Consider the following 26947-nt stretch of genomic DNA (forward strand, 5'->3'; position numbering starts at 1 on the left):
CACCGACCTCGATCCAAGGGTAGCCGCACATGAAATCCCCCGTCACCGTGGCACTGGTGGGTAACCCCAATGCCGGTTCCACCAGCTTGTTCAATGCCCTGACGGGCGCCCAATCCGCCGTCGCCAACTATCAGCGGGTGACGACCTCTTTGAATGTGCGCGAGATCACCCATGGCGGGGTTCCCTTACGCATCGTCGATGTGCCGGGCATTTTTTCCACCTCGTCGCAATCGCCGGAGGAGAAGGTCGGCTGCGACTATATCCACGGCGAGGAACCCGACATCATCGTCAATGTGCTGGATGCCGGCCATCTGGACCGCAGCCTGTTCCTGACCACCCAGTTGATCGAGACCGGGCTGCCCCGCATCACCGTGCTGAACATGATGGACGAGGTCCGGCGGGCCGGTATTCGCATCGACACCGTCCTATTGGCCTCGGCCCTTGGATCGCCGGTGGTGGAGACCTGCGCGCTGAAGAAGGAGGGCATCGACGCCCTGCTGGACGCGGTGGCGGCCATGGCCTCGACAACTCCCGCCGCCGCCACGTTACGGCTGCACTATGACAGCCATCTTGAGGCGGCCATCGAGCGCGTCCAGCAGCATCTGTCCAAGCTGCACCCCCAGGAGCTGAGCCCGGTGCGCTCGCGCTGGCTGGCCATCAAGATGCTGGAAGGCGACGACGAGGTTCTGCGCCACGAAAGCAACCATGTCGAACTGGTCGAGGAGATCAAGGGCGAGCAGACCGCCCTGGCCCACGAGCATGATGAAGACACCGCCGGCCTGTTGGCCTCGGCCCGCTTCGCCTTTTCCAACGGCCTGCTGCGCGAAGTCCGCCAGCAGGAGAGCGATCCCACCGCCGGGTTCAAGCTGACCCGTATCCTCGACGATTTCTTCCTGAACCGCACCCTGGGCCTGCCTTTGCTGCTGGGCATCTTGTGGGTGATGTTCGAGGCTACGTTCACCCTGGGCGCCATTCCCACCGACTGGATCAAAGCGGGGGTTCAGGTTTCCACCGAGCTCGTGGACAAGACCCTGCCCGAGGGCATGTTCCATGATCTGGTAGTCAACGGCGTCATGGCCGGCGTCGGCGGAACCATCGTATTCCTGCCCAATATCGTCATCCTGTTCTTCTTCATGGCCATCCTCAGCGGCACCGGCTATCTGGCCCGCGCCAGCTTCCTGATGGACCGGGTGATGCATCATTTCGGCCTGCACGGTACCACCCTGATCCCCATGGTGGCCGGGTTCGGCTGCAATGTCCCCGCCGTCATGGCCACCCGCGTCATCACCAATAAGCGGGCGCGGCTGATCGCCATGCTGATCGCGCCGTTCATGAACTGCTCAGCCCGCCTGCCGGTCTTCATCCTGTTCGCCGGAGCTTTCTTCGCGGATATCGCCGGCACCGTGGTCTTCGCCATGTATATGCTGTCCCTGGTCGCCGCCATGGTGTCGGCGGTGTTGCTGAACCGCATCATCCCGGGCAGCGGTGGTGACGCCTTCGTGATGGAGCTACCGCCCTATCGTCTGCCGACACTGCATTCGGTGCTGCACCATATGTGGGACAGCGCCCAGGGCTTTGTCGCCAAGGTAACCGGCGTCATCCTGGTGGGTTCTATCGTGATCTGGTTCCTCCAGGAATTCCCCCGCGATATCACCTATTCCCAGGATTTCGAGACTGTCATCGCCGAACAGACCGCGCTTCCCGACAGCCCAGAAAAGGAAACAGCGCTGAAGACGCTGAAAAGCGCCCAGGCGCAGGAGAAACTGGAAAAGAGCTATCTGGGGCGTTCGGCCATCGCGGTGACGCCGCTATTCCAGCCGCTGGGCTTTTCCTGGCGGGATTCGGCGGCCATCATGACCGGCTTTGTCGCCAAGGAAGTGGTGGTGGCGACCTATGCCGTCATCTATGCCCAGGAGAAGGGGTCGGACCAGCTGACCGAGACCTTGAGGGGCGCCATGCCGCCCGCCACGGCCATCGCCTTCATGATCTTCACCTTGCTCTACGCGCCTTGCCTGTCCACCATCGCCATCATCGGCAAGGAGGCGCAGAGCTGGCGTTGGGCCGGGTTCTCGGTGGCCTATTCCCTGACCTTCGCCTGGCTGCTGGCCCTGGCCGCCAGCCGCATCGGCGGGACTTTCCTGTAGGGCTTGTTCCGGTGGCGGAGTTACTCCGCCACCTCTTGATGAAAGAAGCGTTGCGCCATGGCTTGGGGATCACTCTGGGATATAGGCGCCATTACCGTCGTGGGAGCGGGGGCGGCCTTCGTGGTCATCCGTCATCTGTGGCGGATGTGGCGGCCGTCCGACGGAGCGTCGTGTGGCGGCGGATGCAGTTGCGGCGCCAAGAGAAACGGCGGCCGCGCCGATTGCGGCTGACCCCCGCCATGGGGATGCGGCAATGATCTCTCGCGATCAACTGCCTCGGAACGGCAGGCTGAAGATCGGTATTCTGCTGGGGCTGGCTGCCGTGGCCATGGGCATTATCGAAATTGTCGATAACGGCCCCGCCTTGCTGTGCGGCACCCTCGATTGGTGGCGCCGGATGTGACCAGAAACGCCCCACAAAAACGCCAACGCCGAGATGACCCCATGGAGTCATCTCGGCGCGGCGGATCCGTTCAGCAGTCTCAGATACGGTCGGCGATATATCCGACCAGCGGCAGCTTCCAGGCGCGGCGGAACGCCACCGAGGCCAGCCCGGCCACCGACAGCACGAGAACCAGCATGGACGAGAAGCCGAAGAACCACTTTCCGATGCCGGGAATTTCCAGGACGAACATGGAAAGGACCGCGATCATCCACAGCACCAGCCCTTGCTTGGCATGGAACTGAACGTATTCGTCATCCTTATTGCGCATCAAAGCGGCTCAGGCGCTCGATGACCTGGCGCGGCTTCTGGGTGGTGGCGGCATTGTCCAGCCAGATCAGCGGCTTGCCGTGAACCTGTTCTTGGAGAATGGGAAAGTCGCGTTTGACCGAATGGGCATCAAAGGCGCCGCCATGGGCGCTGGTGCCCCGAAGGTCGGGGACCAAGTCCGGGCGCAACTCGATGCCGAGGCTGGATTGCGGTATGGAAGCGGGCGCGGGCGCGGGCGCTACCGGCTCGGCCCGGCTGGACACGCCCTGGGCCTCATCGACGAAATAGAGCGGTGCCGAGGGCACCGAGGCGGGCAGGGTGAACGGGCCGGGCGACGGCGCGGCCTGGGGCAGGGCGGGAATCGGCTGGTTCAGACTGCTTTGCACCGGAGCGATGTCAGTGGCAGGCCGCGTATCGTCTAAAAAGGAATAGCCGTCGTCCGGCCGGGCCTGGGGCGCACCCGTGGGCACGGACGGCAGGTTGGGGATCGAGGCATCGGGAATCTCGGGCGAGCCACCCGGCACCGAAGGATCGGCCCCGTGACCGGCCCCGTGATCGGGTGGTACCAGGGCGATGATGCTGCCCAGCAGATTGGGCAGACTGCGCAGATCGCCTTCACCGGGAAAGACGGTCGGAGGGAAGGCGGCGGGATTGCCGGGCGGTGCTGCGGGCGCGGCAGCCAAAGGCCCGATTTGGGGCATCTGCGGCACCGGCGTGACGTTGCCCACCGAAGGGGGCGCGGGAACGCCCGGCGGCACGAATCCCCCGGTGGGGGCTGCCTCGATCACGGGCACCGATGGCGGTGCCACGCCGATGGAGGGCAGCGACTGACCCGGCTGGGCGGCGAACAGGGCGTTGGCCATCTGGGCGATCAGCCGGGCATCGGGTGCGCCAGCAAAGCCCGCTTGCGGCTCCTCCCATTCCCCGGCGGGCAGCGCCGCCGGGGAGGGAGAGGTCGGCAGCTCGAGAGAGAGCGGCTGGGTCATGCGAACTTCTTGTCGTAATCGAAGTAGTGATCGACCTCGACGTCTTCCAGAACCGCCAGCGCATCCTCGGTCAGCACGGCGGCCGAGCAATACAGCGAGATCAGGTAGGACGCGATGGCCTTGCGGTTGATGCCCATGAAGCGTACCGACAGTGACGGCGACACTTCGCCCGGCACGCCTGGCTGGAACAGGCCGACCACGCCCTGCTTCTTTTCGCCGGTACGGACCAGCAAGATATTGGTCCTGCCGCCGCCCTTCTTGCCCTCAGCCGAGATGGTCAGCTTATCGCTGGGCACCAAGGGCAGGCCACGCCAGGTCAGAAAGGGGGTGCCGAACAGATTGACGGTGGGCGGCGGCACGCCGCGCTTGGTGCATTCGCGACCGAACGCCGCGATGGCCTTGGGATGGGCCAGGAAGAAGGACGGCTCCTTCCACACCTTGGAGATCAGTTCGTCGAGATCGTCGGGGGTGGGGGCGCCCTTGCGGGTCTTGATGCGCTGGGACTTGGCGGCATTGGTCAGCAAGCCGTATTCGGCGTTGTTGATCAGCTCGAACTCCTGCTTCTCCTTCACCTTTTCGATCAACAGGCGCAGCTGCTCCTGAATCTGGTCGATGGGGTGGGAATAAAGATCGGAGACGCGGGTCTGAACGTCGAGAACGGTGGTCACCGCGTTCAGCGAGTATTCGCGCGGGTTCTCTTCGTAGGGCACGAAGCTTTCCGGCAGGTCAGCGTCGTTGCGCGGGCTGCACTTGACGTCGGCGGAGGCTTCGGCGCCGCTTTCCTTGACCCGGTTCAGGCGGTAGATGCCAGCCTCCACCGGCGTCCAGGGCAGGAAGGACACCAGCCAGCGCGGCGTGATGCCCGACCATTGGGCGCGGGTTTTGGTGGCATTTGCGAGCTGACGGGCCGCCTGCTCGTTCAGGGTGCGGCGAATCTCGGTATCCTCGGACATTCAGTCGTCTCCATGAAATGTCTAGTTGGTGGTCAGGGATTCCAGCGCCTGGGTGATGGCGCCGATGCCGGTGCTGCGCAGCGGCTTGAACGGCTTCTCGAAGCGGCGGCACAGGTCCTTGACCTTGCTTTGCGCCTGATGGCTGACGCAGCCCACCGGGAACAGCACGGCGTCAGCGCGCTCCAGGTGGTTGGCCAGCTTGGTCATGCTCTGCTCGACGCCTCCATCGTGGTGGACGAAGCCGCCGCCGCGCTCCTCCACCAGGCGGCGCAGATGGGCGACGTGCTGGTGGCGGCCGCCCACGTAGAGGATCAGGCGGCCGGAGAGATCGAAGGTATCCGTGGCTTGGGAGGACATGCGGGAGGCTCCTCTCAGATGGAGTAGTCGAACGATTCGTAGGACAGCGCCTTCAGGATCTCTTCCTTGGTGCGCAGGGTTTCGGGGTCGTTGGTGGTGCGGATGATGCGGGCCGGAATTCCGGCCACGGTGGAGTGGGGCTCGACCGCCTTCAGCACCACCGATCCGGCGGCGATGCGCGAATGCGCCCCGATCTCGATATTGCCCAGAATCTTGGCCCCGGCCCCGATGATGGCACCCTGGCGGACCTTGGGGTGGCGGTCGCCGCTTTCCTTGCCGGTGCCGCCCAGGGTGACGTTCTGGAGCAACGATACGTCGTCTTCCACCACGGCGGTCTCGCCGACCACCAAGCCGGTGGCATGGTCGAGGAAGACGCCCTGGCCGAAGCGGGCGGCCGGATGGATGTCGGTCTGGAACACGTCGGAGGAGCGGCTTTGCAGATAGAGCGCGAAGTCACGCTCGCCCCTGTTCCACAGCCAATGGGCGAGGCGATGGGTCTGCACCGCGTGGAAACCCTTGAAGTACAGGAATGGCTCGATGAACCGCTGGGTGGCCGGGTCGCGGTCCAGAACGGCGGCGATGTCGGCCCTGAGCGCCTGGGCGATGGAGCGGTCGGCCGTGACGGAGCGGGCAAAGGTCTCGGTCAGCAGCGGCAGGGTCACCACTTCGTTCTTCAGGCGCTGCGAGATGCGATGGAAGACCGCGGACTCGAAACTGGGCTGTTCCAGGATGGAATCGATGAAAAGCCGTCTCAGCACGGGGGTGCGGGCCAGGGCCTCTTCCGCTTCGTGGCGCAGTTCGGCCCACAGGCCGTCGGCGAAATCGGCGGACTCGCGATCCTGGTTGATGATCAGCGTCAAGCGCCCCGGGGTCGGCTGTGTCATGTTTTCTGTCCCCCTCGCTACATCTCGCCAGAACAATTACATCATAAATCTACTAGATCAATAGGAAAATATCGCAAGCGCGCTATGCGCCTCTATATGTAATTTATCTACTAGGAAAATAGATAATGCTAGGCGAGGATATCCGTCCGGTACCCGTTTTCGGAGTACCGCTCTGCCAGGGGAGCGACCGGAATGAGCTTCGTGACGAACAAGGACGGTTCGGCGATCCAATTCGAGCAACTGATCGCCCAATTCGAGGAACAGGGCGGCGACTCCCCGCTTCTCGAGCATTGCGTGCATTTCGAGGATTCCGGCGCCGTCGGACGCTATGGAAATCTCAGCCTGCGATCCGCGTTCCAGCCCCTGTTCCAGGCCGATTCCATGCGGGCGGTGGCCCACGAGGCATTGCTGCGTGTCGAAGACGACCGGCAGCGCTCCCTGTCACCCGAACAGGCGTTCCGTACACCCAAGTCTCCAGAGCGGATCGTCCATTTCGACCGTCTGTGCCGCACCATCCACGCCATCAATTTCGCCGCCCAGGCCGAGCCGGACGCCGTTCTTTACCTTAACGTCGATGGACGTCATCTCCTCAACGTCCGAGGCGGGACCCACGGCACGTTCTTCGAGGCTCTGCTCGGCCATTGCGGCCTGAGGCCGGGCCAGGTGGTGCTGGAAATCCTGGAATCGCGCATCAATGATTTCGACCGCCTGATCGAGGCCATCGCCGCCTATCAGCGGCGGGGCTTTGGCATCGCCATCGACGATTTCGGATGCCGCAATTCCAATTTCGACCGGCTGTGGCGTCTGTCGCCCGATATCGTCAAGCTCGACCGCAGCCTGATCGTCCAATCCACCGGTAACCCCCGTGCCCGCAAGATCCTGCCCAAACTGGTGGAAATCATCCACGACCTGGGCGCCCGCGCGGTTTGCGAGGGAATCGAGACGGTGGCCCAGCATTCCTTGGCTGTGAATGCCGGGGTGGACATGCTGCAGGGCTATCTCTACGCCCGGCCGGTCGACCGGCTGCAGCACCGCCCCACCTCGGCCGTGACTGGAACCGCCGACCTGTATCCACCGGGCTCTTGATCAGTCACCCGTATCAAGCTTCGACCGTCCGGCTGATGCCGCGGCCGCGCACGGGCGTATGCGTGATGCGGGGGCCTCGGGTGAAGGCGGCCCCGGTCACCAGCAGTGCCTTGAGTCCCCAGCCTGAGACCGCAGCCAGAATGCCGCCCATGATCGCCATGAACTCGGCGCCTGCAAGTCCCGCCAGGATCATGGCCAGTCCCGCCAGTTGCACGGAGCGCAGGACCCTGGCGGGGGGGGGACGCCAGGCAGTCCAGGGTTCCCGCAGGGGCCTTGCTGCGAATCAATCCCTGACGATAGGTCCGCCAGGCTCCTTCACGCGCCAGACCTGCGGCTGCGGCGGTGACGAGCCAGAGGGTGGTGGAATTGCCCAGAAGCAGAAACGCCCCCGTACCTTCCGCCAGCCCGGTGGCGATGATGAACCCGACGATTTCCGGCTGCTTCCAGGCGGGAATGCCGCGCGAGGCCTTCAAGATGCGGGCCTGACAGAAGAGAAAGCCGCCAGCCAGCACCAGGATCGGAAACAGCAGCGCAGAATGACCGGTGACGACGAAGCCCAATGTGCAAAGAGCCAGCGGCCCGGCCAGAATGCCTTCACGCGTCATCCACGATGTCTGGGGATGGAAGAAGACGTTCAGCGCCCGCCAGGGCTTGCCGATCTCCAGCCAGACCAGGGAAAGCCCGGCCATGACGAAGGCCGCGCCCGCCAGAAGGGGAAGGGTCGCATCAAGCCCGGCCAAGCTGGCCGCGCTGCCGACCAGGAGAAGGCCGCTTCCGGTGCCGCCGCCGATGAAATTGCCCGCCGCCCGCAGATCCCAGAAGCCCTGGCGTTTGGCCGTCGCGAATTGTCTCATAACGCCTCCCCAATGACCGATCTGGAGTCCCAGAGATAATAGAAGCCTGGTCCGGTTCCCTCGTCCTCGTGCATGCGGAACCACTGGTTCTCGGCCACCAGCTTCGAGACGGCACTGTCCGGGTCGTGGAGGTCGCCGAAGCGAAGCGCCCCCGACAGACAGGAATTGACGCAGGCCGGAGTGGCTTGCGGGTCGCGGCCGGGTGTCATGCCCGCCCTGGTGCCCGCATCGATGCGGTCGATGCAGAAGGTGCATTTGGTGGCCACGCCGATCTTGGCGGGATCGAAGCGCGCCCGTTCCGAGGCCACGGAGGACGGGCCATAGGCGAAATCGGCCTTATCCACCTTGTAGCGGGCCTCGTAGGGGCACGAGATGGCGCAGTAGCCGCAGCCGATGCAGATGTCGTAGTCGATGGTCACCAGCCCGTCGGCGCGCTTGCCCGTGGCGGTGGAGGGGCAGACCTCCATGCAGGGCGGTTCGTCGCAATGCTGGCAGCCGGTGGGCAGGAAGACCCGGCTGACCTCGGGATACTCTCCCGCCTCCAGGTCCAGAACGCGGCGCCACTGAACGCCGGGCGGCGTGCCGTTGGTCTCCTTGCACGACGCCGTGCAGGTCTGGCAGCCGACGCAGCGGCGCAGATCGGCCACCATGATGTAGCGGGTCATGACGGATCTCCGGCCAGGATGCGCCCGGTCCCGGCATAGAGCACATGGCCGCCGCCACGGGCAAAGCCGACCAGGGTCAGGTTCAGGCTGTCGGCCATGCGGATGGCCAGGGCGGTGGGGGCGCTGATGGCGGCCAGGATGGCGATACCGGCGGCGGCGGATTTCTGCACCATCTCGTAGCTGGCGCGGCTGGTGACCATGGCGGCGCCCTTGGCCGGATCGATCCCTTCGCGCGCCATGGCGCCGATCAGCTTGTCCAACGCATTGTGACGGCCCACATCCTCGCGGATCAGGGCCAGCGCGCCATCGGGCAGCGCCCAGCCCGCGGCGTGAGTCGCCCCGGTCAGGCGCATCAAGGGCTGGCTGGCGCTCAGATCCCGGAAGGCGGCATGCAGGGCGGGGGCGGAAATGGCGCCTCCGCCCTTGAGCGGCGCGATGGGGCGGAACACCTGGCTCAGGCTTTCCGCGCCGCACAGGCCGCAGCCGGTGCGGCCAGCCATATTGCGGCGGACCTGCTTCAGGCGGTGGAACGAGGCGGCGGCCACGGTGAGTCGAAGCACGATTCCCTCGCAGGAGGTCTCCTCCTCCATGTCCAGCAGGTCGCCGGGCCGGTCGATGATGCCCTCGGTCAGGCTGAACCCTAAGGCGAAATCCTCCAGATCGGTGGGCGAGGCCAGCATCACCGCATGGGACAGGCCATTGAATTCCAGGCAGACAGGAACCTCGGCGGCGGCGGCATCATGGTCGGCGACGCTTTCACCATTGCGCCAGCGCTCCACCCTGACGCTCTCCACCGCTGGCCCGTGGGCGGTACGCGCGAAATGGGCGCTCATGGGGCGTCTCCTGCCAGGGGGCCGTCCACCTTGGCGATGGCCACCCGCACCAGATCGGCGCCCGAGCCGGTGGCGTCGGTGAGTTCCAGCGACATCTGGGTGATGGTGTTCAGCGACGGAAAGTTAAGATCCTTGGCGAATGGGGTCTTCCAGTGCTGGAACTGGCCGGGGATGACCACCGTGTCGGGGCGGCAGCCCTGGACCAGGGCGGCGCGGCCGCGTGTTCGTCCCACCACCGAGGAGACCTCGACCCAGTCGCCCTGCTTGATCCCCAGCCGTTTGGCCGATGAGGCGTTGATGATCACCGAGCCGTGGCCGCGCAGATTGCCCGCCACCTCGTTCATGAGCGGGATACCCGCATTGTTGCCCGTGGTATAGGGCATGGTCTTGGTGGTGATGCCCCAGAAGGGGAAGTCGTCGGGATGGGCGCCCGCCCGCTCCACCGCTTTGACCCAACGGCCGGGAACGTCGTGCCAGTGGGGAATTCCTTGATATTCCTCCAACTGCTCGTCCCACCAGAAGATCCCGGCCTCGTGCAGGCGGCGGCGCAGTTCCTCGCCGACCCGCATCAGGCGTTCCTGATAGGGCAGTTCGTAACGCAGCTTCTGCTCTTCCATGGCGGGATGGAGGTACCAGTCCTCGCGGGCGAAGGGCTGCATGAAGAAACCATGCTCCTTCATCCAGTCCAGGCCGTGCACCTCTTCGCCCTTGGTGGCCCCCGCCGTGGCGGCGCGGCAGACCCTGTCCCAGATGGTGTCCACGTCGTGGACCTGATCTTCGGGCAAGGTGACGTCGTAGCCCTCGCCCTTCAGCGGCACCAGGGCGAATCCCTTGTTGATGGCACGGTTGTATTCGGCCAGAAGCCCGGTGCGCCGCGCCAGTTCGCCGGTGATCCAGGTGAAGTCGCGGGCCTCGCCCTGGGGCGCCACCGCAGGCTGGCGCAACACGAAGCCCTGATGCGCCCAATGCTGTTCCACGAATTTGGAGCCGCCCGCCCGGATCAGCTGGGTGCTTTCCAGATCGGTGGCCTCGGGCAGCAGGACGTCGGCCATGTGGTTGGTCTCGTCCATGGTATAGGCGAAGCACATCACGAAGGGCATTTTGGCCATGTTGTCCGATAACTGCGCCGTGTCCCAGAACGACACCGCCGGATTGGTGCGATAGGCGATCCACACGTCGGGGGGCAGAGGCGGCTCGAAGCCCTCGGGCGAGTCCTTGAGGAACATCCACGCCAGATGGGTGGGACCCAAGGCCTGGGCCCAGCTGGAATCGCCGACGATGGGGATCAAGGTGGTGTGGGCGTTGCGGCCCTTGGGCTTGTCGGCCCAACCGCCCTTCCTGGTCGAGTTCATCTGGGCGGTCATGAAGCCGTCCTCGCCCGGCTTGACGCTTTTCAGGCGGTTCTCATAGGGACGGTTGAGGCGTACCGTGGTGCCCAGCGTGCCGCCCGGTACCTCCAGGGCGCCCACCAGGGTGGCCAGCACGGTGCGCGCCCAGCAGCATTCATAGGCGCCCCAGCCGTTGTTCACCGTCTTGCCCAGAGTCACCGCAACGGGGCGGTAGGGCAGGGTCTTGCCGTTGACCTCCACCGTCTGCCCGACACAGGCGTTGTCCAGAAACTCGGTGGCGACCCGGCGCATGGTGGCGGCGGGCACGTCGCAGACGCTCTCGGCCCATTCCGGCGTGTAGGCGGCCATGCCCTCGACCAGCATCTGGAAGGCCGTCCGGGCCTTGGCGTTCTGGTGGATCGCCGTCTCGCCGTCGGGGAGCTTCGCCACGGAACGGGGAACGGTGAAATCGCCTTCCAGGGCAGGAACGGCGTTCGCGTGGTCGTGGGGAACGGCGGTCCCCGATACCGTGTCCCAGACCAGCGGCTTGCCCGTCGCCTCGTCGCGCAGATACCAGCCGTCGTCGCCCACCAGATAGGGCGACGCGGTGCGGTCGCGCAGGAAGGCCAGGTCCAGCTTGCCGCGCGGGGCCTCGTGCAGCATCACGTTCAGCATGGCGAACATGAAGGCGGGATCGGTCTTGGGGCGAATGGGCACCCATTCCGCTGAGCAGGCGCCGGTGGGCGACAGATGCGGCTCGACCTGCACCCGCTTGATGCCGCGAATGCGGGCGTCGGCGTGGCGGCGCACGGCGCAGGGGCCGCCAGACACCTCCACATTGGTGCCGAACGAGACGATGTAGTTGGCGCTGGGCGTGTCGGCGGCCACGGTGAAGGCGCGGTGCCAGTATTCGCCGTAGAGGTGCTCGGAATGAACGCATTTCACGCCTTGGCCCGAACCGAAGCTGAAATCGATGGGGCCCCAGGCGGCCAGCAGGCAGGGCAGGGTGCCCATGTAATTGGCTGGCGTGCCGCCATGGCCGAAGGTGGCGGCCAGACGGGGCATGCCCTGCTCGTTGAGTAGCCCCGCTTCGCGCAAGCCGCGCAGCTTCTCCGCCACCAGATCCAGCGCCTCATCCCAGGAAATCGCCACGAAGCCGGGGTCCTCGTGCCGCCCTTTTTTGGGGTTGGTCCGCTTCATGGGGGTGAGGATGCGGTTGGGGTTATAGGTCTTCTGCACCAGCCCATAGGCCTTGACACAGGGCCGTCCGTCGGCGGGGTGGATGCCGATGCCGTCATGATTCGGCGTCACGCCTGTCGCCACGCCGTCTTCTACCGTGACGCACATTAGGTCGGGACCGGCGACACAGTTGTAGCAGTACGTCGGAACCGTCTTCTTGCCGCCTGAAACGCTGTCCAGCATGGCTGTAACTCCTCCCGGCGCTCGTTGGCGCTATGCATTTTTTAACGTCGTAATGCATTTTTTACTGGCGAGTCAAATTTTTTGCGTAATAACGCGCAGCGGCGTGGTTAATTCCTGTGCCGTCTTCGCACCACGGTGAACGCTTTGATCTGGCGTGACGCGCCGGGGCCTTCGCTTTTTCGGCTGACGTCCCACCACCCTTCGTAATATAGTGTGGCTACATGACGAAGGGGGCATCGTGAGCGAGAGCAAAGTGGAAGCCATTCTGGCGCTGAGGGGCGGCAGCCGTTCTCCGGTGGGGCGGGACCGCATTGCCCTGCTGGAAGCCGTGGACAACCACGGCAGCATCACCAGGGCGGCCCAGGCGGTGGGGCTCAGCTACAAGGCGGCCTGGGACGCGCTCAATGCCGTCAACAATCTCCTGCCGCGTCCTGCGGTGGCGGCCCAGACGGGCGGGCGCAACGGCGGCGGCGCCGTGGTCACCGAGGACGGCAAGGCCTTGATCGCCGCCTTCCATCTGCTGGAGGAGCGGTTGTCGCGCGCCGCCGCCCTGTTCGGCGACGCGGGCGCGCCCATCGATCCCATCATCCTGCTTCGGAGTCTCGGCATGAAGACCAGCGCCCGCAACGCCTTCCGCTGTACCGTCGCCGAAATCCGCCAGGGCAGCGTCAATGCCGAGGTGATTCTTCACCTCACCGACGCGGTCACCCTGGCCGCCACCGTCACCGGGGAAAGCCTTCGCGATCTGGGCATCGTTCCCGGCCAGGCGGTGACCGCCCTGGTCAAGGCGTCCTTCGTCATGCTGGCCACCGGCGACGCCGTGCCCGCCGTATCTGCTCGCAACCGCATTCCCGGCGTTGTAGCCCATCGCGAGGACGGGCCGGTCAGCAGCGAGATCACCCTGGATATCGGCGGCGGCAAGGTTCTGGCCGCCATGGTCACCCGCGACGGGGCCGATGAATTGGGGCTGCGGGCAGGGGCCAAGGCTTGGGCGCTGTTCAAGGCCTCTCACGTCATCCTGGCGGTGGAATAGATCACCTCACCTGGGCGAGGGCCGTGCCTGGCGAGGCGCCAGGGCGGCTGCTTCCGCCGCCTGTCGTTCTCGCGCCCATTGCCGCGCGCATCGGAGCTTGGTGCCGGGGCGCGTCTTCGGTTCGGGTCGGGATTTTTTCAGATCAGGTGATTGGCATTCATAAGGGGGCATAGTAGCATTCGCCTGACCGGCGAATTGGGGGTTGGCATGACCAAGCGGGCGACTTGCGGCTTGTCTGGGGCTGTCCGGGGGCTGGTCATGGTTTGCGCCGCCGCCATTGCTGTCGCCTATTTCAATTGGCCAGCGCCTCCGCAATCATTGCGGGCGGATGTTCCGCCGACGCAAAGCCCGGAGGCAGAGCCGAATCCCTCCATCACCATTCGCGAGGCCCAAGGAGCGGCGGCGCGGCCGCCTTCTCCGGGGACGTCTGTATCGGAACGGATCTTCACGGTGGCGCGGTTCGGCCGATATGCCGTATCCGCCGTCAGTCCCTATGGCTCCGCGGTGCAACTGGTGGACCGCATGGCCGGACCCGGCGCCGAAGACGGCCAGGCAGGCAAGCGCGATGGCCGCATCGATCAGTTTCTCGGCCCCGGCGACCACAAGGTGGTGTTGACTTCACCCCAAAAGGTCGAGGCCCCAGCCGAATTGCAGGTCAAGCCCTTCGAGGAAATGAACGGCGCCACGCCCCCTCGGCTGGTGGAACTCGACACTCTCTCGACCCAGTTGGGCGATATACAGCAACGGTCCTACTGGCTGGAGGTGACGGCGCGGCGCCAGGTGTTCCTGGAGGCCGCCGGGCGTCATCTGGCCGATCTGCGCCTGTGGAAGGATGGGACGTGGCTGGTGGACGCGGCACCGGTCGCCGAGATGGTCGAGCCCGTGCCGGGGCGGCCATTGGCGCTGCGCCGATTGGTGGCCGACCTCAATCCCGGCCTCTATCTCGTGGTCGCCTATGGCGGTCCGGGAACCGTCTGGAGCGATGGGTCCGCCGACACGCCCATGCATCTGCGCTGGGGCATTCCATCCCTGCCCGAGGCCGCCCGTCGGCAGATGATTGCCGGCCCTTTCGGCCTGGACCGCTGGCTGGTGCCCAAGCAAGTCAATTACTTCCGGCTGGAATTGCCCGAACCGGGCGCCGCCGCGCTCGACGTGGTTCGCTATACCGACGGACAACCCCAACCCGGCGATCATGTCGTTCTGGACAAGACCCTGCGCGAACCCGTGGCGGAGGTCAGGATCACCGACACCGCCGCCCGGCATCTGGTGACGGTGGAGCGCGCACCCGGTAGTTCCTATGTGCTGCAGCATCATCCCAGCAGCCGCAGCTACAGCTTCAATGGGTCCGGCGACTATCTGGTGACGGCGCTGCGTCCGGGAAGCGGCGAGGATGACGCCGACCTTGGCGCCATCCTCACCGAGTTGGGCGGTGACGGCAGCGAGAAGGTGGTGGCCAGTTCCGCCCTGCGCATTCGCTCCGACAGCGCCTGGAAGCGCCGCTTCAATCTGCTCGATACCGTAACCCTGTTTCTGGATATCGCCGAGCCTGGCCGCTATGGCGTCACCGGGGGCGGGGTCGAGGCCGAAATCGCCGTCACGCCCTATGTCCGATCGCCGGATATGAAAGTCAGGGGCCCGAGTGTCGGCGGCGGGGTCTGGACTCTTGAGCGCGGCCTGCATGTCGTCACCCTGACGCCCAGGCCCGAGCAGCGCGGAATCCTCGAATTGACCGTGAAGGGCGACAAGGGGACGCAAGCCTCGGAAATGGCCCCACCGGTCACCGGGGCCAGCTTCGCGCCGGTGCGGATGGATGGCGCCAAGACCTACCGCCTGACCCTCAATCAATCCCTTCATCAGGGCAATGGGGCGCTGATCCGCAAATTGCCCCTGGATATGGGTGGGGAAGTGCCCCTGACCCTGGGGGCGGGCGAGACCGTCACCTTGCCCCTGTCGATACCCAAGGGCGGTCTGCTCGAGGCGGTCGGCGAGGACGAGCGCCGATTGATGGTGGCTCTGCCCGGCGCCGAAGCGGCGGATCGGCTGGAGGTCACGGCGGGGCTCCATTCCGTGGCGTTCTCCAACCCGACGCGGGCGCCGGTGCGGGCGTCCCTGCGCCTGACCGTGCCGCAGGCGGAGGCTCCGCCATCGGTCTTGCCCCCAGTTACCGCCGGCATGCTGGCCAAGGTGCCGGTCTTCCCCGTATTGGAGGCGGGAAAGCCGCGTTTCCTTGATCTGGCGGCGCGTCAATCGGCGACCTTTACCGTCCAGGTGGATCGGCCCGCCCTGTATCGGGTCGAGACCACCGGTCTGCTGGAGACCGAGGGCAATCTGCGCACCCAGGTGCTGCCGTCGCTGGCCTCGGCCGCCAGTAACGGCATCGGCCGCAATTTTCTGCTGCAACGCTATCTGCGCGAGGGCCGCTACCAGCTGACCATTGCGCCCAAGGGCTCCACCGCGGGCCATCTCGGCGTATCGCTGGCCAGCACTCCCTTGCGTCTGGGCGGGGATTTGACCTCGGGCGTGCCCGCCAGGGCCAGCCTCGATGCCGGAGAAGCGTTGCAATACGAGGTCGAGGTGACCGAGCCCGGCCGCTACCGCCTGCAGGTGATGACGCTGGGCGCCCGTCCCCTCATCCGGCTGGAGGATTCCGAGGGCTGGCCTCTGACCACGCCGGAACAGACCGGCGATCTGGAGCGGAATCTGGCTGCCGGGCGCTATCGCGTGGTGGTCTTGCCGCAGGCCTTGCCGTCCAGGGTGGTCAGCCTGTTCCAGCCGGTAAGCGAAAAGCAGGCCCTGGCCGGTCATGGCCCCCATGTCCTGCCGCTGGGCGGGTCCGCGGCCAATCGCTGGGAAGAACCGGCCCAGGGGGGCGAGCGGATTGACGATCTTTGGACCTTCACCCTGCCAGCCGCCGCCGATCTGCGGCTTGTTCTCAGCGATTTCATGGAAGCGGAACTGGAGCGGGCGGACGGCGGCGCCGTGGCCGCCTTCGATCATCGCAGGCCCTTTGCCGGACCGCTGGCGGCGGGGGATTACCGTCTTAAAGTCCGCACCATCCGCCCCAACAACCGCGTCGATTACACGGTCGCGTCCGAGATCCGGCAACTGACCGAGGGGCGGCAGGTGGTGGTTCATGCCCCCGCCGTCATCCCCATCAGCATTGGCCGCGAGCAGATGGTGGAACTGTCCTCGTTTGGCGACAAGGATGTGCGGGCGGTGCTGCGCGATGTCCGTGGCCGCGAGATCGGCAGGTCCGATGATCGTCCCGATGACTGGAACTTCAACATCGCCAACCGTCTGTCGCCCGGATTCTATGTCCTGGCGGTGGAGCCGGTGGGAACCGATACGGCCGAAACCACGGTCAGACTGGATGGCCTGGCCGAAGTGGAGGAGCCGCCCATGACGGCATCCGGCCAGCGGGATCTGGTGGGCGGCGCGGTGCATATCCTGCCGTTGGACCCTGGCCCGGCTTCATCCCTGCTGGTCGCCCAGGCCCAGTCGCGCGACAGTGCCGGTCTGATGCTGGAACGCAGGGATGCGAATGGTGACTGGCGCAGCGTGGGAAGCGCCTCGGGGCGGCGCGCGGTTCTGGCCCTGCCCCATGGGGGAGAGGCGAAGGAATCCTATCGGCTGCGGGTGTGGTCGCTCGATCATGCCTCCCGGCCCATCACCGTTTCCGTGCACTCCGTGTCCTTGCCCGCCAGTTCCGAGCAAGCCCTGGCCGATGGTCTGACCCTGGCTCGGATTCCCGGCCTGGACCCGCCGGTCGCGGCGGCGGAGATTCATCTGGACCGGCCGGGCCTGTTTCGGTTCCGCCAGCGCATTCCCGGTCTGACTTGGGCATCCGTTTCGGACCATCACGCCCTTCGCGGCGGTGCTGAGGTGGTGATGGCGGGGAGCCCGCGTCTGTGGCTGGTGGGTGAAACCGGGGCCGGGCTCACGGTGACGGCCCGGCGAATCACCCCCGATGCCTCGGTGCCGCTGGCCCTCACCTTGGATGATGGCGAAACCGCCGTCTGGCCGCTCGATGACAAGGCGGCCGCGCCGCTGCTGCTTTTGGCCCAATCGCGGGTGGGGCAACCCGGTGTGGCGCTGGGTCCGATCGAGGCCATGGGCGATGCCCGGACCGGCGGTGCGGGCGATGGCGTCGCGGTGGCGGTGCTGACCGATCCCGCCGCCGTCAAGGGGGCCATGGTCCGCCTGTGGCGGGCGGATGGTGAAGGCACGGCCTTGCCCTTGTTGCTGCGGCAGGTCTCGTTTGCCGCCATGACCCGCGACCGTCTCGACTGGGGGCTGGGCGACGGACAGGTGGCTGGCGGCGCGGGACGCGACTATGCCCTGCCGGTTGGGCGAAAGCGCCTCGAACTGGCCTTGCCGCCCCAGGTGGTGGCCGTGCTGATGGAGAACGGGCAGGCGGCGCGGACGCTGTGGTCGGCAGAGCAGGGACTTTCCGTGACGGTGGACAGTTCGGCCGATCGCTTGCTGCTGCTCAATACCGGCGGCGAGGTCGGGCTTTACGGGGTGCAGATATCCCAAGCCGGAACTGTCGATGACCGGTTGAAGCCGGGCGGGCTGGTCAAGCGATGGCTGCCCAGCGCGGGAAGTCTGAGGCTGGAACTGGAGATTCCCCCGGCTCTGCGCGGCAAGGGGCTGGTGGTGCAGGTCTCGGGGCAGGCCGATGGCGCCCGTCTGATCCAGAAGGATGGGGTGGTGCGGACCGGAACGCGCCTTGCCGTGGACGACGATGCGGTTCTGGAGGTGCGTTATCGGCCGGGATCGCTGGCCGTATGGCTGGACGGCTCGGGCGAGGAGGCATGGCCTCGGGCCGCGGAATCCGTGGCGGCGCCCTCCGTTCCGGGAACGGTGGCGCTGGCCGGGGACGAGGCGTCCTGGCGATTCGACAATGCGTCGCCCACTCTCTTGCATCTGCGCAGTTCCGAGCCGGTGGTGACGGGGCTGCGCCGACCCGGTGCCGCTCCCGTGGTGGCGGCGTCGCCCGAGGCGGCGGGTCTGCATGTCTTCATGCCCGAAGGCGCTTCGGTCGTGGGCTTGCGGTCGCTGCACGGTGGCCCCTTGGCGGGTTCGGTCCGCTTGGCCCGCAGCGAGCCCGTTTCCCTGGGCGAGGGGCTGGGGCCCCGGCTGCGCCTGGCGCCGGGCGATGCCCGCCTGTTTTCCTTTGACGTGGTCCAGGCGGGGCCGGTGGGCATCGGCATCAAGGGCTCGTCTGATTCGGCGCGGGCAACCCTGCTGGACCCGAAGGGCGGCGTCCTGGCCGAAGGCAATGTGGCCATGAAGGAACTGGCGGCAGGCCGTTACTTCCTGATGGTGGCCAATCGCGTTGATGCCTTGCCGGTGGAAATCCAACCGGCCCTGGTGGGATTGGCGAGGCCCGATAACGGTCCGCCCGAGGATGTGAAGCGGGCCTATTGGGCCCTGGTGGCCACCGAGGAAGAGGGCAGCAAGCCATGACCAACCTCCGTCGCCGCCTCTTCGCGGCCCTGGCTCTTCTGGTCGCCCTCCTGGCGGCGCCCGGATGGGCCGCCGACCAGCTTCGCCGTCCCGGTGGCGCCCAGGTGGTGCCCGAACATTTCCTGCGAAGCTGGGACCCGGTCACCGTGTTCTTCGATGCCGATACAGGCCCGGCCAAGGGCGGGGCGGAAGATCATCCCGAACGCGTCGTCACCCTGGACCCGCCCCATCCCGGCGCCTTTACCTGGATGGATTCCCGCACCTTGCAATTCCGCCCGACGGTGGCCTGGCCGCCCATGGGGCGCTTCGCCTGGACGGTGCAGGGCCGCAGGACCGATCTGGTAACCCTGATGTCCGGGGCGGTGGCGAGCATTCCCGCTGAGGGCGCAGGCGGCCTCGATCCCATCGAGGCCATCACCTTGTCGTTCCGCGAGCCCATCGCGCCCGACATCCTGGCCCGTCTGGCGACCATCGAAATCCGGCCATTGCCGGGGGTTGGCGGCGATCGCGCCCGGACCCTCGACGCCGCCGATTTCGACGTCAAGGTGCAAGAGCGGCTGCGCTCGGCCGATCCGGCGGTCTATGTGCTGAATCTCCACCATCCCATCGGTCCGGGAAACCGGGTGGTGGTTCATCTCCGGCTGGCCCCCGATCAGGTGGCGGGCCATGAGGAGCAGCGCATCGCTTTTTCCACCGCCCAACCCTTCCATGTCACCCGGTTCGGCTGCCGCGATTCCGGCTATCCCTCGCTGCCCGAAGGTGTGTCCTATGCCAAGGAACGCGCCCTGCAATGCCCCGCCGACGAGCGCTCGGTGCACCTGACCTTCTCGGGCAATCTCAAACCCGTCGGTCCTGTCGAAGGCCGCAATCTGGTGCGCCTATCGCCCCAGGTGGATGGGCTGCGCTTCGAGACCGTGAACGACACGCTGGTGATCCGGGGGCGCTTCGAGGCCGATACCTTGTATCAGGTCCGCCTGGAACCCTCGGCCCTGTCCGATGCCAAGGGCCGCTTGCTGCATCTGGCGGCGGCCAATCAGTTGTATCTGTCCTTTCCCGCCAAGCCGGGCTTCATCAAATTCATGGCGGGCGAGGGGATCGCCGAACGGTTCGGGCCGCAGATGGTGCCCATGAAGTCGCGCGGCGTCGAACACATGGATCTGCGCATCCATCCCATCGACCCGCTGGATCGCTCGCTGTGGCCTTTCCCGCGCGAGAACATGCTGATCGACGAGACCCGGCGCCCTCCGGCCCCGGGCGAGGAGCCCAAGCCCTGGACCGCCAGCTATGCGGTTTCCGATGACATCATCGCCGAGCATATCCGGGCTTTCGGCTCTCCCTCCATCTCCGAACTGGTTCAGGTTCCGGGCGGCAAGGGGAATGCGACCACCAGTTTCGGCCTCAATTTGCGTCCCCATCTGGCGCGGATCGCCGGGGCGGACAAGCCGGGCCATTATCTGGTCGGAATCCGCCGCCTTGAAAGCAAGAGCAGCCGCTACTGGATGCGCCTGCAGGTCACCGATCTCAGCCTGACCGCCGTGGACGAGGTCGACCGGGTCCGTTTCGCCGTGACTTCGCTGGCGTCGGGGCAGCCGGTGGCGGGGGCCTCTATCCGTCTGGAGGGCCGAGGCAATCAGAACAACAACAGCCTGCCTGTCCAATTGACCACCGGCGCGGATGGCACGGTATCGTGGGAGGCGCCCGGAAATGTCGATGACATGATCCGGCGCATCGTCGTCGCCAAGGACGGCGATATCCTGGTTCTCGACCCCGCCCGCCCGCCCCGGTTCTATGCCGAGGGAGGCTGGCGCGACTCCGCCTATTACGAAAACTGGCTGAACTGGACGACGCGCGCCCTGGCGGATCGCAAGGAACTCCCCAGGGATTTGTGTCATATCTTCACCGAACGGCCCATCTACCGGCCCGATGAGCCGGTCCATATTAAGGGCTATGTCCGCAAGGGCCAGGACGGCAAGCTGGACCTGTCGGCCAAGCCCGGCACCCTGGTGGTGCGCGCCCCCGACGGCACCGAGTGGCGTTATCCTCTGGCGATCAACGAATTCGGCAGCTTCTACCACAAGTTCGACGCCAAGACCGCCGCCACCGGCATCTACAAGGTCAGCCTGGACTATAAGACGACCCCAGCTCCCCGCGACGAATCCGAGGACGAGGATTTAGCCGCCGAGTCGGGGGGCGGCATCTGCCATGTGGCCAAGTTCAAGAAAGAGGCCTATCGGCTGCCGCGCTTCGAGGTGCAGTTGCATGCCCCCCTCTCCGTGGGCCTCGACGCCGCTTTCCCCGTGGGCTTGACCAGCGAGTACTATGCCGGTGGCGTGGTGGCCGACAGGCCTTTGCGCTGGCGGGTGACGCAGGTGCCGTTCGCCTGGACGCCCAAGGCGCGGCCGGGTTTTCTGTTTTCGGCCGACCAGCGCTTTTCCGGCAATCAGCCCTTCCGTTCCAGCCCCGTCCTGGAGCGTGACGGCAAGACCGATCCCCAGGGCGCCGCGCGGCTGGTCCTCGACCCCACCATCGAGGCTACCGCCCAGCCCCGGAAGTACATCGTCGAGGCCACGGTGGTGGGCGACGACGACCAGAGCGTCACCAATACCCAGGAAGTGCTGGCGCTGCCGCCCTTCGTGCTGGGATTGAAGCTGCCGCGCTTTATCGAAAAGACCGACCGGCTCGAGCCCCTGGTGGTGGTCGAGGACGGCCAGGGCAAGCCCATCGCCGGTCAGAAAGTGACGGTTCGGCTGCTCAAGCGCCAGTGGAATTCCATTCTTCAGGCCACCGACTTCACCCAGGGTTCGGCCAAATACGTCACCGAGACCGTCGAGGAGAAGGTTGCGGAAACCACCGTGAACAGCGCCGCCGAGCCGTTCAAGGTTCCCTTCCCCATCAATGGGGCGGGGGTCTATGTGGTCGAGGTCGAGTCCCAGGACAGGCTGGGCCGTCTGCAAAGCGTCAAGGTGGACCTGTTCGCCGGTGGCGAGCGCCCGGCCACATGGTCGCGCCCACCGGCCGAGGTATTCTCGGTGGCGCCCGACAAGACCGCCTATGCCCCCGGCGAGACCGCCAAGCTGGTGCTGCAAAGCCCCTTCCAGAACGGTCAGGCCCTGGCGGTGATCGAAGAACCCGACGGCCATAACCGCTATGAATGGGTGACGGTCAAGAATGGCTACGGCACCTTGGCGCTGGCCATCAAGCCGGAATACATGCCGCGCCTGCCGGTGCATTTCGTGCTGATGCGCGGGCGTCTGAAGGGCGACGACGATCAGGTCGGTATCCACGCCGATCTGCGCAAACCCGCCACCGTGGCGGCCACCCAATGGGTCACGGTCACGCCCGCCAAGAATCTGGTCAAGGTCGAGATTTCCGCGCCGCGCAAGGCTCAGCCCGGCCAGGATGTGGATCTGACGGTGAAACTGGCCGACGATCTGGGCCAGCCTCTGGCGGGCGAGGTCACCTTGTGGATGGTCGATCAAGCGGTATTGGCCCTGGCCAAGGAGGCCCGGCTGGACCCGCTGCCCCAGTTCATCGTGCCGCGCGACAGCAAAACCAAATTGCGCGATACCCGCAATTCGGTCTTCGGCCTGCTGCCCTTGCAGGAGGAACCGGGCGGCGACGAGGGCGATGACGGTTCCCCCCTGCTGCGCGCCACTGTCCGCAAGAATTTCACGCCGGTTCCCTATTACGAGCCGTCTCTCAAGGTGGGACCAAGCGGGACCGTGACCGTCACCGTGCGCCTGCCCGATTCCCTCACCAACTTCAAGCTGCGGGCTAAAGCGGTCAGCGGCCCCTCCCGCTTCGGATATGGCACCGGCGACATGCAGGTTCGCCTGCCGGTCCTGGTGCAGCCTGCTCTGCCGCGCTTCGTGCGCCCTGGCGACAGTTTCCAGTTGTCGGCCATCGGCCGGGTGGTGGACGGAAGCGGCGGGCCCGGACGGGCCAAGGTCAAACTGTCGGGGCTTGACCTGGCAGGCTCGGACGAGCGCGGCTTCGAGTGGCAGGCCAATGTCTCCCAGCGCCTGGACTTTCCGGTGAAGGTTCCGGTGGGGGCCAGCGGCAATGTGGACGTGACCATGGGCGTGGACCGGGCCACTGACGGCGCCAAGGATGCCTTCCAGGTTAGCCTGCCGGTCCTGCCCGACCGGGAAAAGGTGGCCGAGCGCACCATCACCCGGCTGAGCGCCGAGGCTCCGGTGGTGGTGCCCGCCGTAACCGAGGCGGTGCGGCCCGGCACGCTGGAACGCGATGTGGTGGTGGCAGGTAAGGAACTGGTGGCGCTGGCTGGTGGTCTTGACTCTCTGCTCCTCTATCCCTTTGGCTGCACCGAACAGCGGATCAGCCTGGCCCGCGCCGGTATCGGCACCCGCCAATTCGGCGGCGCCCTACTGGGGCCCGATGGTTCGGAGGAGCGGATCAAGGCCAGTATGCGGGCGACCCAGGAATGGATCGCCCAATCCGTGGCCGATAATGGCCTGGTATCCTACTGGCCGGGCGGGCGCGGCTATGTGGCGGTGACGGCCTGGGCGGTGCAGTTCATGACCGAGGCCAAGGCGGCGGGGTTGGCGGTGGATCAATCCCTGCTCGACAAGCTGAGTGTGGCGCTGAAACAGTCGTTGCGCTCGGACTACCGCGACTTCGTCGACGGCCAGTCCTGGTCGGAGCGGTCCTGGGCGCTGGCGGCGCTGACCGGGGCGGGGCAGGGGGATGCCACCTATGCCGCCGAACTGGCGCGCAAGGCACCCAATCTGCGCGCCGAGGCCTTGGCCCAGGTTGCCTGGGCCCTGGCCAAATCGCCCGCTACCCCGGTCTCGATCCTGGGCGAGATGCAAAAGCGTCTGTGGTCCAATGTGGTGGTCAAGCTGGACAAGGGCCGGGACGTTTATGGCGGCTTGCAGGAAGACGGAGGCCTGAGCCCGCTGATCCTGCCGTCGGAAACCCGGACCCTGGCCCAGATTCTGCGGGCCTCCATGGCCGTTCAGCCCACCGAGCCGCGCAACCGCATGCTGGCCGATGCCCTGCTGGCTCTGGGCAAGGGCGATGGCTGGGGCAGCACCAACGCCAATGCCGAAGCCCTGCTGGCCCTGGCCGACTGGATCAAGGCGGGAGGGACCAAAGCGGGCGAGAGCGCCGCCACCATCGCCTTTGGGGCGGAACGGCGGCAACTGACCCTGTCCGATACGGTTCCGGCGGTGCGCCAGAGCATTCAGGCTAGCGAGGCGACGATCAGCCTGGGCGCTCCGTCGCCGGAACCCTTGGCGGTATGGGTGCGGACCAGCTATCTGCCCGAGGCCGATGGCAGCGCCCAGGCATCCGCCGCGCGCGGCTTCGCCGTGGATCGTGACGTGTGGATAGTGGCGGGCGATGGCGGGCTGACCCGGCGGATCGCCCTGGATACCCATTCCACCACCATTGCTCTGGCGGTGGGCGAGGTGATCGAGGATCACGTCACCGTGGTCAATTCCGCCGACCGGGCCCATATCGCCGTGGTGGTTCCTTTGGCTGCCGGAATGGAGCCGCTGAACCCCGCCCTGGCAACGGCTCCGCCAGAAGCCAAGCCGTCGGAAGCGGTGACTCGGGCGCCGTCCTATGCCGCCTTCCTGGACGACAAGGTCAGTTACTTCTATGACGAACTGCCCAAGGGAACCTATCACTTCCGCCTGCGCAGCCGCGCCACCGTGCCCGGCCGCTTCATCCAGCCCGCAGCGGCGGCGCGCGCCATGTACGACGACACGGTGAACGGCAATGGCAACGGGGCGCTGGTGGTGATCGCGCGGCCATGACCAGGGGGAGGCGCGCAGCCTTCGGAATTACGGCAGGGCTGGTCCTTACCCTGGCGGTCCTGTGGCCGCGCGCCGACCTTGCCGCGCCAGCCATGACCCGCATCCTGCTGGACCGCCACGGGACTTTCCTGGCCCAGTCGGGCGGCAGCGACGCCACCGGCTATGGCTACTGGCCGGTGGAGCGCGTTCCCGAACGGGTGGCCGCCGCCATCATTGCCATCGAGGACCGCCGTTTTACCGCCCATCCGGGGGTGGACCCCGTCGCCACGGTCAGGGCCGCGGCCGAGCGTCTGAGGGGCGCGGGCCGTTCCGGAGCCTCGACCATCGCCATGCAGGTGGCCCGCATGCAGATGCCGGGACCGCGCACCTTGCCGCGCAAGCTGCTGGAGGCGGCCACCGCCATGATCATGGTGGCCCGTCATGGACGTGAAGAGGTCTTGCGGCACTATTTGCGCCTGGTGCCTTTCGGCAATGGCAGCCACGGCATCGCCCATGCCGCCCGCTGGTATCTGGACAAGCCGGTGGACGATCTGTCCTGGGCCGAGATCGCCTTTCTGTCGGCCATCCCCCAGGCCCCGGCCCGGATGAACCCTTATACCTCCGAGGGCAAGGCCCGCGCGGTACGGCGCGGCCATCGCATCCTGGCCCATCTGCATCAGGCCGGATTGATGGGGGCGGAGGAGTTCGCCCTGGCCGAAAGCCAGATCGAACATCTGGTGGTTCCGCGACATGGCCGTCGACCGGCCGAGATGATTCATCCCGTGCTGCGGTTGCAGCGCGCCTTGGCCGCCTCGCCATCCCCGGTGGCGCCTCTGGTGTTCACCACCTTGGATCTGGCAGTCCAGCGCCGGGTGCAGGAGGCCGCCTCGCGTCTGATGCCCGACTGGCGGGCCAGGGGGGCCGAGCAGGTGGCGGTGGTGGTCATGGACCGTTCCAGCCGCGAGGTTCTCGCCTGGCTGGGCTCGGAATCGTATTTCTCGCCCCAAGGCGGGGCCATCGATTTCACCGCCGTCAGCCGGTCGCCCGGCAGTGCCTTGAAACCCCTCATCTACGCCCTGGCGCTCGATCGCGGGCGCATCGCCGCCAATACCATCCTGGCCGATCTGCCCGAGACCCAGTGGGGCATCGACAATTCCGACCACGACTATCTCGGTCCCATGCTGCCGCGCCAGGCCCTGGCCAATTCGCGCAATGTCCCGGCGGTCTCGGTGCTGCGCCAGGCGGGGCTGGACGAGACCCATCTGTTTCTCTCCACATTGGGGGTGCACGACAATACCCAGGCGGCCTCGCGCTATGGGCTGGTGCTGGCGGTGGGCGCCATGCCCACCACGCTGGAGCGGTTGATCCGAGCCTATGGCGCCATTGCCGATGACGGCAGGCTGAAGGATCTGTCGTGGTGGCGCGGCCAGGAGGTTTCCCCGCCGGGACAGGTTCTGGCGGCGGCGACGGCGCGGCAGATCACCTTGTTCCTGTCCGATCCGGCGGCACGGCTGCCCACTTTTCCCCGTTTGGGCGCCAACGAGGCCGGAATTCCCATCGCCATCAAGACCGGTACCTCCCAGGGCTATCGCGATGCCTGGGCCGTGACCTGGACCATCGACACCATGGTGGGGGTGTGGACCGGGCGGGCGCGGGGCACCACCATGCAGGCCATGACCGGGGCGCAGTCCTCGGCGCGGCTCGCCCAGGAAATCCTGGTCGGTCTGAGAGAGGCCCGGCCCGATTCCTTGGCAGAACGTGCTTTCCCGCCCCCCGCCAATTACCGGCCGGTGGAGTTGTGCGCCCGGACGGGATTGCGCTCGGCGGGGCGGTGTTCCCAGACCCTGGTGGAATGGTTCGCCGATGGCCGTCCGCCTGAGGAGGATGATGTCTTCCAGCTCCTGAAGGTGGATTTGCGCAACGGTTTGCTGGCGGCGCCGTGGACGCCTGGGGATTACGTGGTCGAGCGCACCTTCGCCGCCTTTCCGCCCGAGCATGCCGCCTGGGGCAGCGCCAATGCCCTGGCGCCGCCGCCAACGGAACTCAGCCCCCTGGACCGGCCCTCGGACCGGGCGCCGACGGCTGCGCGGCCGGGTGCCGTCGGGACGCGGGATGCCGGGGCGGGATTGCGGGTCATCGCGCCCCGCGACGGCCTACGCATGGCGCGCAATCCCGAAACCCCGCCCGAGGCCGATATGCTCAATCTCCGCGCCACGGTCGGACGCGGCGTTACCACGGTGGTGTGGCTGGTGGACGGCAGGCCTTGGGCCGAGGCGGGGGCGCATGATCCGGTTCACTGGCCGCTTAGCGCCGGAACCCATGTGTTTCAAGTGACAAGCCAAGACGGCACCCAGAGATCGGCCCCGGTGGCCATTTCGGTGGAATAGGAGCCAGAGCGGCGATCAACCGGCAATCTCTGGAGCCATGGTGGTGCCGGTTGCCTTGGCGCGTGACACCGC

17 protein-coding genes are annotated in these 26947 nt (G+C 66.4%); 8 read left to right on the forward strand and 9 right to left on the reverse strand.

The window, feature by feature from the left end; genetic code table 11:
- Nucleotides 1–29: 29 nt before the first annotated feature.
- Genes feoB through CCC_RS22380 form a run of 3 tightly spaced genes read left to right on the forward strand, consistent with a single transcriptional unit; the run spans nt 30 to nt 2547 of the window.
- Entirely contained in the window at nt 30–2144 is a 2115-nt protein-coding gene (feoB, locus tag CCC_RS02185; RefSeq protein ID WP_009869357.1) for a ferrous iron transport protein B, read from the forward strand.
- Nucleotides 2145–2201: 57 nt separating this feature from the next.
- Nucleotides 2202–2375 (forward strand): hypothetical protein, encoded by a 174-nt coding sequence (locus CCC_RS22375; RefSeq protein WP_160295503.1) that lies wholly within the window; start codon nt 2202–2204, stop codon nt 2373–2375.
- A gap of 22 nt (nt 2376–2397) precedes the next feature.
- A complete protein-coding gene (locus tag CCC_RS22380) occupies nt 2398–2547 on the forward strand; it encodes a hypothetical protein (RefSeq protein ID WP_160295504.1) in 150 nt (49 codons plus the stop codon).
- A gap of 79 nt (nt 2548–2626) precedes the next feature.
- On the opposite strand, the gene CCC_RS02190 is transcribed toward CCC_RS22380, so the two are convergent.
- Genes CCC_RS02190 through cysE form a run of 5 tightly spaced genes read right to left on the reverse strand, consistent with a single transcriptional unit; the run spans nt 2627 to nt 6036 of the window.
- Nucleotides 2627–2857: a hypothetical protein gene (locus tag CCC_RS02190; RefSeq protein WP_008615048.1), complete on the reverse strand. Its 231-nt coding sequence runs from the start codon at nt 2855–2857 to the stop codon at nt 2627–2629.
- Nucleotides 2847–3842 (reverse strand): COG0520: Selenocysteine lyase, encoded by a 996-nt coding sequence (locus CCC_RS02195; RefSeq protein ID WP_009869356.1) that lies wholly within the window; start codon nt 3840–3842, stop codon nt 2847–2849. Before CCC_RS02195 ends, CCC_RS02190 begins: the two co-directional genes overlap by 11 nt.
- Nucleotides 3839–4795: a family 2A encapsulin nanocompartment shell protein gene (locus CCC_RS02200; protein ID WP_009869355.1), complete on the reverse strand. Its 957-nt coding sequence runs from the start codon at nt 4793–4795 to the stop codon at nt 3839–3841. The genes CCC_RS02195 and CCC_RS02200 overlap by 4 nt, the downstream gene beginning before the upstream one ends.
- Nucleotides 4796–4816: 21 nt before the next feature.
- The gene (locus tag CCC_RS02205; protein WP_009869354.1) at nt 4817–5152 is read right to left on the reverse strand and encodes a DUF2325 domain-containing protein; all 336 of its coding nucleotides are present in this window, start codon (nt 5150–5152) and stop codon (nt 4817–4819) included.
- A gap of 14 nt (nt 5153–5166) precedes the next feature.
- Nucleotides 5167–6036, reverse strand: a complete 870-nt coding sequence (gene cysE, locus CCC_RS02210; protein WP_041039575.1) for a serine O-acetyltransferase — start codon at nt 6034–6036, stop codon at nt 5167–5169.
- Between the two features lie 192 nt (nt 6037–6228).
- On the opposite strand from cysE, the gene CCC_RS02215 reads away from it, so the two are divergent.
- Nucleotides 6229–7122: an EAL domain-containing protein gene (locus tag CCC_RS02215; protein ID WP_009869352.1), complete on the forward strand. Its 894-nt coding sequence runs from the start codon at nt 6229–6231 to the stop codon at nt 7120–7122.
- Here CCC_RS02215 and CCC_RS22050 read toward each other — a convergent pair.
- Genes CCC_RS22050 through CCC_RS02235 form a run of 4 tightly spaced genes read right to left on the reverse strand, consistent with a single transcriptional unit; the run spans nt 7038 to nt 12224 of the window.
- Nucleotides 7038–7976: a polysulfide reductase NrfD family protein gene (locus CCC_RS22050; protein ID WP_152619675.1), complete on the reverse strand. Its 939-nt coding sequence runs from the start codon at nt 7974–7976 to the stop codon at nt 7038–7040. The genes CCC_RS02215 and CCC_RS22050 overlap by 85 nt on opposite strands.
- Nucleotides 7973–8641, reverse strand: coding sequence for a 4Fe-4S dicluster domain-containing protein (locus CCC_RS02225; protein ID WP_009869350.1), 669 nt, complete (start codon nt 8639–8641; stop codon nt 7973–7975). The genes CCC_RS22050 and CCC_RS02225 overlap by 4 nt, the downstream gene beginning before the upstream one ends.
- The gene (gene fdhD / locus CCC_RS02230) at nt 8638–9474 is read right to left on the reverse strand and encodes a formate dehydrogenase accessory sulfurtransferase FdhD (RefSeq protein ID WP_009869349.1); all 837 of its coding nucleotides are present in this window, start codon (nt 9472–9474) and stop codon (nt 8638–8640) included. Before fdhD ends, CCC_RS02225 begins: the two co-directional genes overlap by 4 nt.
- Nucleotides 9471–12224: a molybdopterin-dependent oxidoreductase gene (locus CCC_RS02235; protein WP_009869348.1), complete on the reverse strand. Its 2754-nt coding sequence runs from the start codon at nt 12222–12224 to the stop codon at nt 9471–9473. The genes fdhD and CCC_RS02235 overlap by 4 nt, the downstream gene beginning before the upstream one ends.
- 238 nt (nt 12225–12462) lie before the next feature.
- On the opposite strand from CCC_RS02235, the gene CCC_RS02240 reads away from it, so the two are divergent.
- From CCC_RS02240 to CCC_RS02255, 4 genes are all read left to right on the forward strand, one after another.
- On the forward strand, nt 12463–13257 hold the full coding sequence (locus CCC_RS02240; protein ID WP_041039577.1) for a TOBE domain-containing protein: 795 nt from the start codon (nt 12463–12465) through the stop codon (nt 13255–13257).
- A gap of 207 nt (nt 13258–13464) precedes the next feature.
- Nucleotides 13465–18726 (forward strand): hypothetical protein, encoded by a 5262-nt coding sequence (locus tag CCC_RS02245; RefSeq protein ID WP_152619676.1) that lies wholly within the window; start codon nt 13465–13467, stop codon nt 18724–18726.
- Nucleotides 18723–24509, forward strand: a complete 5787-nt coding sequence (locus tag CCC_RS02250; RefSeq protein ID WP_041039581.1) for an alpha-2-macroglobulin — start codon at nt 18723–18725, stop codon at nt 24507–24509. The genes CCC_RS02245 and CCC_RS02250 overlap by 4 nt, the downstream gene beginning before the upstream one ends.
- Nucleotides 24506–26875 carry a transglycosylase domain-containing protein gene (locus tag CCC_RS02255; RefSeq protein WP_052472902.1) on the forward strand — a complete coding sequence of 790 codons (2370 nt, stop codon included), beginning with the start codon at nt 24506–24508 and terminating at the stop codon, nt 26873–26875. The genes CCC_RS02250 and CCC_RS02255 overlap by 4 nt, the downstream gene beginning before the upstream one ends.
- The last annotated feature ends 72 nt before the right edge of the window (nt 26876–26947 follow it).

The sequence above is a fragment of the Paramagnetospirillum magnetotacticum MS-1 genome (assembly GCF_000829825.1).
GTDB lineage: Bacteria > Pseudomonadota > Alphaproteobacteria > Rhodospirillales > Magnetospirillaceae > Phaeospirillum > Phaeospirillum magnetotacticum.

Bases quoted from the DNA above. Each gene is read 5' to 3' on its own strand.
- feoB (WP_009869357.1), top strand. From the start codon at position 30: ATGAAATCCCCCGTCACCGTGGCACTGGTGGGTAACCCCAATGCCGGT.
- CCC_RS22375 (WP_160295503.1), top strand. From the start codon at position 2,202: ATGGCTTGGGGATCACTCTGGGATATAGGCGCCATTACCGTCGTGGGA.
- CCC_RS22380 (WP_160295504.1), top strand. From the start codon at position 2,398: ATGATCTCTCGCGATCAACTGCCTCGGAACGGCAGGCTGAAGATCGGT.
- CCC_RS02190 (WP_008615048.1), bottom strand. From the start codon at position 2,857: ATGCGCAATAAGGATGACGAATACGTTCAGTTCCATGCCAAGCAAGGG.
- CCC_RS02195 (WP_009869356.1), bottom strand. From the start codon at position 3,842: ATGACCCAGCCGCTCTCTCTCGAGCTGCCGACCTCTCCCTCCCCGGCG.
- CCC_RS02200 (WP_009869355.1), bottom strand. From the start codon at position 4,795: ATGTCCGAGGATACCGAGATTCGCCGCACCCTGAACGAGCAGGCGGCC.
- CCC_RS02205 (WP_009869354.1), bottom strand. From the start codon at position 5,152: ATGTCCTCCCAAGCCACGGATACCTTCGATCTCTCCGGCCGCCTGATC.
- cysE (WP_041039575.1), bottom strand. From the start codon at position 6,036: ATGACACAGCCGACCCCGGGGCGCTTGACGCTGATCATCAACCAGGAT.
- CCC_RS02215 (WP_009869352.1), top strand. From the start codon at position 6,229: ATGAGCTTCGTGACGAACAAGGACGGTTCGGCGATCCAATTCGAGCAA.
- CCC_RS22050 (WP_152619675.1), bottom strand. From the start codon at position 7,976: ATGAGACAATTCGCGACGGCCAAACGCCAGGGCTTCTGGGATCTGCGG.
- CCC_RS02225 (WP_009869350.1), bottom strand. From the start codon at position 8,641: ATGACCCGCTACATCATGGTGGCCGATCTGCGCCGCTGCGTCGGCTGC.
- fdhD (WP_009869349.1), bottom strand. From the start codon at position 9,474: ATGAGCGCCCATTTCGCGCGTACCGCCCACGGGCCAGCGGTGGAGAGC.
- CCC_RS02235 (WP_009869348.1), bottom strand. From the start codon at position 12,224: ATGCTGGACAGCGTTTCAGGCGGCAAGAAGACGGTTCCGACGTACTGC.
- CCC_RS02245 (WP_152619676.1), top strand. From the start codon at position 13,465: ATGACCAAGCGGGCGACTTGCGGCTTGTCTGGGGCTGTCCGGGGGCTG.
- CCC_RS02250 (WP_041039581.1), top strand. From the start codon at position 18,723: ATGACCAACCTCCGTCGCCGCCTCTTCGCGGCCCTGGCTCTTCTGGTC.
- CCC_RS02255 (WP_052472902.1), top strand. From the start codon at position 24,506: ATGACCAGGGGGAGGCGCGCAGCCTTCGGAATTACGGCAGGGCTGGTC.